Source organism: Streptomyces sp. NPDC006265 (assembly GCF_040613555.1).
Classification (GTDB): Bacteria; Actinomycetota; Actinomycetes; order Streptomycetales; family Streptomycetaceae; genus Streptomyces.
Window position 1 is genome coordinate 1 of the sequence record NZ_JBEXSH010000450.1, and the last position, 7,330, is coordinate 7,330.

The following is a 7,330-nucleotide window of genomic DNA, read 5'->3' on the forward strand; positions in this document are numbered from 1 at the left end:
GGTCGTAGGGCATGCGGCGATCATAGTCGTCTGCCTGACGATAAACACTCCTTTCTTCGGTCCCTTCGCTTGCTGCTCCACTTCTTCCAGCGGCAGTTGACCGGCCCTCAGTCGGGATCCCCGCCCGGTTGGGGGCTGTCGGCGCTTCCCTGATCGTCGGACTCTCGGGCCAGCCACGGGCCAGCAAGTGATCATGAGACACACTCAAAACGGACAGGACCCCAGCTCATTTCCGCTCTGAGCTGGGGTCCAGTAGGTAGGCCCTGTGGGACTCGAACCCACAACCAATGGATTAAAAGTCCGATGAGCGCTCATGTCGCCTCACCCCACGGTGTTCGGCTCACCCCACCGCGCCCCAAGGAGTGCAGGTCAGCGGAAGTTCCGTTCCGCTCCCTAGGGGTGCTTCACCCCGTCTCACCCCACGGTGTTGCACGCTCTTATGCGGTGTTCGGTTGAGCACCGGCTGAGCAGACAGGGCCCCTGACCTGCTGGTCAGGGGCCCTGTGCCTGTCCCACAATTCTACGTCCCCGCCTGCCCGTTGTCAGTGCTGAGCCGTACCGTGGGAGTCGTCCATTACTGCGTCTCTGGCTGCGACGCTTTCACCCCCTGCTCCGGACTCGGGACCGGAGCAGGGGGTGCGTCATGTGAGCCCCGAGCCCGAGGCACGGCCGCGGCCGCCTTCTCGGTCAGCTCGTCCTCGTACTCCTCGAACAGCTCCATGTACGTGTCCGAGGTCAATGTGATCGTGCTGTGCCTGAGCTTCACCTTGGCGTCGTGCAGGTCTCCGCCGCCCGCCTTGACCAAGGCCGCCGCGCCGTGCCGCAGGTCCCGCAGGTTGATCGGGGGCAGACCAGCAGCGTCCGAGATGCGACGGAACGCCTTCGATACGAAATCCGGGTGCAGCCACGACCCGTCCTCGGCGGTGAACATCTTGCCCGTGTCCGTCCAGTCCGGAGTGCTCTTGCCCTGCGCGCGTTCCGCGGCCGCCCGCGCGTTCCAGGCGTCCCTCTCGGCGAGCTGCTGCTCGCGGTGCGCCATGAGGACCCTGACGGTCCCCGCGTCGACCTTCACCACGCCGACCGACCCGTCCGTCTTCGGTGGCGTCTCGATCGGCGTCCACCCGTCCACCACGATCTCGTTGGCTACCCGGATCTCCTTGCGCTGTGGGGAGAAGTCATCCCACGCCTGTCCCACGCCCTCGCCCCGGCGCAGGCCGTGGTAGGCGATCACGTGGAAGAAGGCGTACAGCCGGTCGCTCTCCGCGCGGTCGAGGAAGCGGCCGAGCTGGGTGGGCGTCCACACCATGACCGGGCCTGGCTTCTCACCCGTCTCCAGCCACCGTGCGACCCGCTCGTCGGTCCACAGCAGGCCCTTGGGGCGAGCGGCCGGCGCCAGCTCGACGTGCGCGGCCGCATTGAAAGTGATCAGCTGCTTCGCGATCGCCCGGTTCAGCGCCATGCGGAGGGTGCGGCGGATCGCCTGCTTCGTCGCCGGGCCAGTGATGCGGCGGAAGGGCGGCATCTCCGCGAGACGGGCCCGCTCGGCAGCCAGCTGCTCCCGCTCAGCAGCCTTCGGCGCCCCGGGCTTCCCGCGCTTGCAGCGGGCGACCTGCTCGCGGCGCGCCGCGTTCTCGGCCCGGATGACGTCGTTGCGATCGTCGATCGCGGCGAACATGTCCTCAACGTGGCCGACCGTCAGCCGGTCCAGGCGCAGATGCCCAAGGGCAGGCTTCAGGTGCACTCGAATGTGGCTGTCGTACCCGCGGTTCGTGGTGGCCCGCGTGGCCTTCGTGTCCATGACGTGGTCGAGCCACTCGCCCACGGTCGTCTTGCCGTCCAGCGGTACGCCGACGCCCAGCTTGCGGGAGACCTCTGGCGGCTCCGGGATCGGGCCGCGGGTTGTCTGGAGGTTGGCGAGCAGATCTCCGACGCGGCGCAGGCCGTCCTCATCGTCGCCCGCCAGGTCGAGGATGGCGCGGATGCGGTCGAGGTCCTTCTGCGCGTCCTTGGCGGTCGCGTACCCGGTGCGCTGGAAGCGACGTCGCTGACCGTTGGCATCCTCGGGTAGTTCTTGGCTGACCCGGTGCCGTCCGTGCGACCGCTTCGACAGGTCGGGGCACTTCGCGCCGAGGCGCTTTCCGTCAGGGCCGCGGCACTCACACCGCTTGCTGATGCCGCCGGCGCGGCGCGATACGGGCATCGGCTGACCCTTCCGGTCTGAACGCTCCCTGGCTGCGGTGGGGATGAAGGCGGGGCTACGGGCGGGAGAGGACGCCCGTGGGCCGCTGCGTGCTTCCGCACCTGCGCCAGCAAGTCTGACGCAGTTTCTACTCCTTACGCTCGGAGGGCGTGTCGTCGCTTTCGATGTCGAGGCGGGCGAGCCCCACGCCCATCAGGTGGTCGACGTTCTCATTGAGCCGGTTGAGCATCTCCGGCGCCATCAAGCCTGGGCGTACTGCGAACGCCATGCCGTACTCGCACTTGATGGGCACAAGAATCTCGCCATCAGGCAGGTCCTCGCTGAAGAAGTACCAGACTCGTGGGCGGCGCGGTGACTCCATGAAGTCCTCCCCCATCTCCCGCTCATGCGTTCGAATTTCGACTGGGACCAGCGCCCTTCTGTCCAAAGGCGTCCGCACATGATCGCACCATAGGTCACACGGGTCTACGGGGTGCAGCGAATAGTCACTGTAAGTAATGCCAGGGGGAGGGCCGGAGGAGGCCTGATTCATTCGGTGGCGTCGCCCGGCGGCATCAGCGTGTCAATGAGGCGCAGCAACCGCTCTCGCTGATCTGGGGGGAGTCGATCCAGTTTGTGCACGTAGGCCTTGGCCTCCGACGAGCCGCTGACGAGCGGATCGACTCCGTGGAACTGACTGCCGGCGGCATCCTGCAGCGTCTCCACCGGTAGCTCGCAGGCCTCCGCGAGTGCACAGAGTTCCTCATAAACGGGGGGCGTGACCGGTTCCCCCTGCTCAAGTCGATACACCCACCCCCGAGTCACCCGGGTGCCGGATGCCGGATCTACCGCCTTCTCGGCGAACGCCTTCAATCCCACGTTCAGTTCCGCGCGGCGACTACGAATGAGGTCTGCGAGCTGGGTGCGCTGTTCAGGGCTGCGCTCACCTTCGCGCTGGTCCGGTCCATTGGGCGCCATGGGGTTCATCCTGCCATTCCTTGGTCAGAGGTTCCGTACGTTCGGTTCAGCGTCCGCGCCGCCTATTTAGACGTACGGGCAGGTCAGTTGGCGGGTTCATCTCACCCACTGAACGGATTGTTCAGCACGTTGGACGATCGCGCCAGGTCGCGCAGAGTCATTGACCGATTACTTGCGCTCCCCCTCACTGTCACGCACGCTGGACAAAACGTTCAACGTATGTGATGCTCCGTTCATCGCTGTCCCACTCATGGGACAAGTTGTCCAGCGAGGTGAACGTGAGCGAAGCCCCACCCACGATGTACGCGGTCGTCAGCGGCGACCGTCTGAAGACGCTCATGGAGCGCACCGGCACAGGTGAGTCCATCACCAGCCGCGAACTGGCCGCCGCCGCTGGTGTGGCCAACGGGACCATCGGCGCCCTCATGTCCGGCGCCCAGCGCACCGTGCCCGAGGACAAGGCCAAGGCCATCGCCGCCGCGCTCGGCGTCGACCTCTTGGTGCTGTTCATACCGATGGAGCGGGCAGGCCGCGCGGTCGTGCCGCTCCGGGTTCAGAGGGAGTCCGCATGCCTGCCCGACTGAAGCCCCTGACCCCCGAGCAGGTCCTGGACCTGCCCGCGATGCCGCCCGTCAAGGAAGCGTTCCGCGCCCTCAACATCAGCGAGGGAACCGGCTACGGCCTGATCCGGGACGACCAGTTCCCCATCCAGGTCTTCGAGTTCGGCCGCGCCAAGCGCGTGCGCAAGGCCGACCTGGTCGAGTTCCTCGGTCTCTCCCAGGCCGCCGCTGTCGAGGTCCAGTCGGCAGCGGCCACCAACAACGGCGCCCCCGGGGTCCAGCCGGGGGCGCCTACCGAGCAGCCCGCACCCACCAGCAAGTAGAGACGGGGTCCGCTCATGTCTGAGCTTCCCACGGCGCCCAAGCCACCCACCACGCCCCAGGTCGCGTTGGCCAGCATCGAGGCGGCCAAGCTGACCGCGGGGCAGGACGTCATCGACTGCCTCGACGCGATCGGCGACCTGGTCCGAATCACCGGCAAGCCCGACGCCGTCTTCGCCTGGGTGCTGTACACCCTGGGACGCGAGGAACTGCACGTCCTGGCCGCACAGCACCGGATCACGCTGCACGAGTCCCGGGCCGCCGACGAGGAGCAGATGCCCCGCGCGGTCATCATCTGGACCGCCGACGGCGCCGGGATGGCCATCATCCCGGCCGGACAGCGGCCGGCCACCACGGTGCTCCAGCTGCGCGAGGAGATCGCGCAGCGGCAGGGAGACGCGCAGCGCGCCGTCGACTTCCAGGCCTCCGTCGCCGCTGGCCACGTCGAGGACGTCGAGACGTGGTCCTCCCGCACGACCCAGGCAGGGCGATGACCGCCGAGCGCGCCCGGGACGCCCCGGGCCGCTCGCCCATCCGGCAGCAGATGAACGGCCTGCTGGTCATCGACGCGAAGAACGTCCGCGCTCACTACGAGTGCTACCGCCCGGGGTGCCCGACGCCCCGCGAAGAGCCGATCAGGCCCAGCGCCATCGCGGCGTTCATTGGCGGCATTAAGGCCCGCCACCTGACCCAGCACCACGGGGAGAAGCGTTGACCGACTCACAGACTCCAGACATCCGGGCGGCTGCTCGCGAGCTGCACGACGCTGGCCTGTGCGTCCTGCCCGTCCGCGAGGACGGCACCAAGGCTCCAGACGTTCGCAGCTGGATGCAGTACAAGGTCACCCGCTCAACGCCGGAGGAGCACGACCGTTGGTTCGGCGACGGCCAGCGCACCGGCATCGGCGTCGTCACCGGCGCGGTCTCCGGTGGCGTCGAGTTGATCGAGTTCGAGGGCCTGGCCGTCAAGGAAGGACTCCTCGACGAGGTCGCCGAACTGGCCCACAACAGTCAGCTCGGTGACCTCTGGGATGCCGTCACGACCGGCTGGGCTGACCGATCGCCCTCCGGTGGCGTCCACTACAAGGTCGTCGTGAAGGGCAGGCCCGCCGCAGCGAATACCAAGCTGGCGCGGCGCCTGGCCCGGGAAGACGAGTACACCCCGAAGGAACGGCAGCGCGTCGCCGAGAAACCCGGCACGAAGATCGTGCGAGTCCTCATCGAGACGCGCGGCGAGGGCGGCTTCGTCGTCATCGCCCCGTCGCACGGCTCCACTCACCCCAGCGGCGAGCCCTACACCCGGCTTTCGGGCGGCCCCACGACCATGGCCGTCGTCGAGCCGGAGGAGCTCGACGCGCTCTACTCCCTCTGCCAGGCGTTCGACGCGATGCCCATGCCCGACGCGCCGAAGACCGCGCCCCGGTCCTCACCGCCGCGCTCGGACGGGAGCCTGCGGCCGGGCGACGACTACGAGGCCCGGGCCACATGGGAAGAGATCCTACGCGGCGTCTTCCGTCCCTTGACGACTCGCGGCAGCGAAACGTACTGGGGATGGGCCGACGGCGTCGGCGGCGTGAAGGCCACGACGGGGAAAGACGAGCATGATCGGCTGTTCGTCTTCACCACCAGCAGCGAGTTCGCCACTGAGGTGCCGTACAGCAAGTTCGGCGCGTATGCGCTGCTGAATCACGGCGGTGACCACAAGGCGGCCGCACGGGAGCTGGCCCGGCTCGGCTACGGCAGTCGGCATCTCGCCGTAACAGGGGCGCGTCCGGCCGCTCCCGCGCCTGCCGGTCCGGCCCCTGCCGAGGCCCCCGCCGGTGACGAGCACGAGGCCCAGGCGCCGGAGGGCGACACCGAGGACGGTCCCAAGGGATTCGACTACGCCGAGGTGTTCGGTCTGCCTGCTGCCGTGCGCACTCCATACAACTACCGGGTGACTGGCCGGGGCGTGGAGGTGCTCAGCACCAGCGGTGAGAACTGGCTGCGTGTCACCTTTGCACCGCTCGTCATCACGGCGACGTTCGAGGATCCCGAGGGCGACCAGTACGTGGAGCTCTCGTGGATCGACCGGAGCCTGGGTCGGCCCCGCCGTATCTCCCGCATCGTCAGCCGCGAGACCGCGAAGCGCGGCCGCAAACTGATCGAGACCTTGGGCAGCGCCGGCCTTCCTGCGGTCGAGGGTGACGCCCGGGCCGTGGAGAAGTGGCTGGCCGAGTTCGAGTCGACCAACGTGGGCCGCATCCCGTCCGAGCAGCTGGCCCGTTGGCTGGGATGGCAGGACGACGGCACGTTCGTCGCCAGCCCAGAGGACGGCATCAAGGTCGACGTTCCGTTCGAGGAACAACGCGGCCCGGCCCGCGCACACGCCCGGAAAGGGACGCTGGAGGGCTGGAAGGAGACCGTCGCCCAGCTGGCCGGCTTCCCCGTGCCGCGCGTCGCCGTGGCGGCCGCGCTCGCCGCCCCGCTGCTCAAGCCTCTCGGCCTGAACAGCTTCACCCTGGACATCTCCAGCCGGTCCACCAAGGGCAAGACGACGGCCCTGCAGTGCGCACTCAGCGTCTGGGCCGACCCTTCCGAGCACGCCAGCGCCATGTCGAACTGGCGCACCACCCTTTACGCGATCGAGAAGCGGCTGAACCTGGTCCGCGGGATCGTCACGGTCTTCGACGAGACCATGGCCGTCACCGACGACACCCTGATCGACGAGGTCCTCTACCAGCTGCCGATGAACCACGGGAAGGCCCGCAGCGGCGGCGCGTTCGGCAACATGCTGCCCTGGGAGACCATCCTCCTGTCGTCCGGCGAGCGGCCGGCCCTCTCCTTCACCACCAGCCAGGGCGCGGCCGCCCGAATCCTCGGCACCACGATCGCCCCCTTCGGCGACGGCGGCGGCGCCGTGGCGGCCGCGGCCCGCGAGGGCGTGCTGGCCAACCACGGGCACGCCGGGCCCGAGTTCGTCCAGTACATCCTCAGCGGCCTCGCCCACCCGAACGGACGCGAGGTGCTCAAGCAGAAGCACCGCGCGCTGGTGGACGAGTTCCGCGGCGCCGGCGACATGACGAACCGGCGCGCGCCGATGGTCGCCGCCCTGGTGCTCGCCGAGACGCTGGCGTCCGGCATCGGGCTGCTGCCCTACGAGCCCCTCCACCACGACGTGTGGCGCGGCCTGTTCACCGCCCACAACCCCACCGACAACCGGCCCGAGATGGCGCTGGACGTCCTGCGGGAGTACGTCGCGGGCCACGCCCACGAGCTGTTCAGCGCGTCCCGGGCGGCCCTCGGGGAGCGCC

The 7,330-nt window shown here is 68.7% G+C and carries 8 protein-coding genes; 5 read left to right on the top strand and 3 right to left on the bottom strand.

Annotation, left to right across the window (positions count from 1 at the left end; genetic code table 11):
- Positions 1–574 precede the first annotated feature (574 nt).
- The 3 genes from ABZ281_RS29995 to ABZ281_RS30005 all read right to left on the bottom strand — a co-directional run bounded on the left by ABZ281_RS29995 (position 575) and on the right by ABZ281_RS30005 (position 3,166).
- Positions 575–2,200, bottom strand: a complete 1,626-nt coding sequence (locus tag ABZ281_RS29995) for a site-specific integrase (RefSeq protein ID WP_356660498.1) — start codon at positions 2,198–2,200, stop codon at positions 575–577.
- A 127-nt stretch (positions 2,201–2,327) separates the two neighbouring features.
- Positions 2,328–2,576, bottom strand: a complete 249-nt coding sequence (locus ABZ281_RS30000; RefSeq protein WP_356660500.1) for a hypothetical protein — start codon at positions 2,574–2,576, stop codon at positions 2,328–2,330.
- Between the two features lie 152 nt (positions 2,577–2,728).
- Positions 2,729–3,166, bottom strand: coding sequence for a helix-turn-helix domain-containing protein (locus tag ABZ281_RS30005; protein ID WP_356660502.1), 438 nt, complete (start codon positions 3,164–3,166; stop codon positions 2,729–2,731).
- 269 nt (positions 3,167–3,435) lie between these two features.
- Here ABZ281_RS30005 and ABZ281_RS30010 point away from each other — a divergent pair, with 269 nt between their 5' ends.
- The 5 genes from ABZ281_RS30010 to ABZ281_RS30030 form a co-directional block, all read left to right on the top strand.
- The gene (locus tag ABZ281_RS30010; protein ID WP_356660504.1) at positions 3,436–3,741 is read left to right on the top strand and encodes a helix-turn-helix transcriptional regulator; all 306 of its coding nucleotides are present in this window, start codon (positions 3,436–3,438) and stop codon (positions 3,739–3,741) included.
- Positions 3,726–4,040, top strand: a complete 315-nt coding sequence (locus ABZ281_RS30015) for a hypothetical protein (protein ID WP_356660506.1) — start codon at positions 3,726–3,728, stop codon at positions 4,038–4,040. The genes ABZ281_RS30010 and ABZ281_RS30015 overlap by 16 nt, the downstream gene beginning before the upstream one ends.
- A 15-nt stretch (positions 4,041–4,055) precedes the next feature.
- Positions 4,056–4,532, top strand: a complete 477-nt coding sequence (locus tag ABZ281_RS30020) for a hypothetical protein (protein WP_356660508.1) — start codon at positions 4,056–4,058, stop codon at positions 4,530–4,532.
- Positions 4,529–4,753 (top strand): hypothetical protein, encoded by a 225-nt coding sequence (locus ABZ281_RS30025; protein ID WP_356660510.1) that lies wholly within the window; start codon positions 4,529–4,531, stop codon positions 4,751–4,753. The genes ABZ281_RS30020 and ABZ281_RS30025 overlap by 4 nt, the downstream gene beginning before the upstream one ends.
- Positions 4,750–7,330 (top strand): DUF927 domain-containing protein (locus ABZ281_RS30030; RefSeq protein ID WP_356660512.1); only part of this gene is annotated, 2,581 nt, incomplete at its 3' end. The genes ABZ281_RS30025 and ABZ281_RS30030, both read left to right, overlap by 4 nt.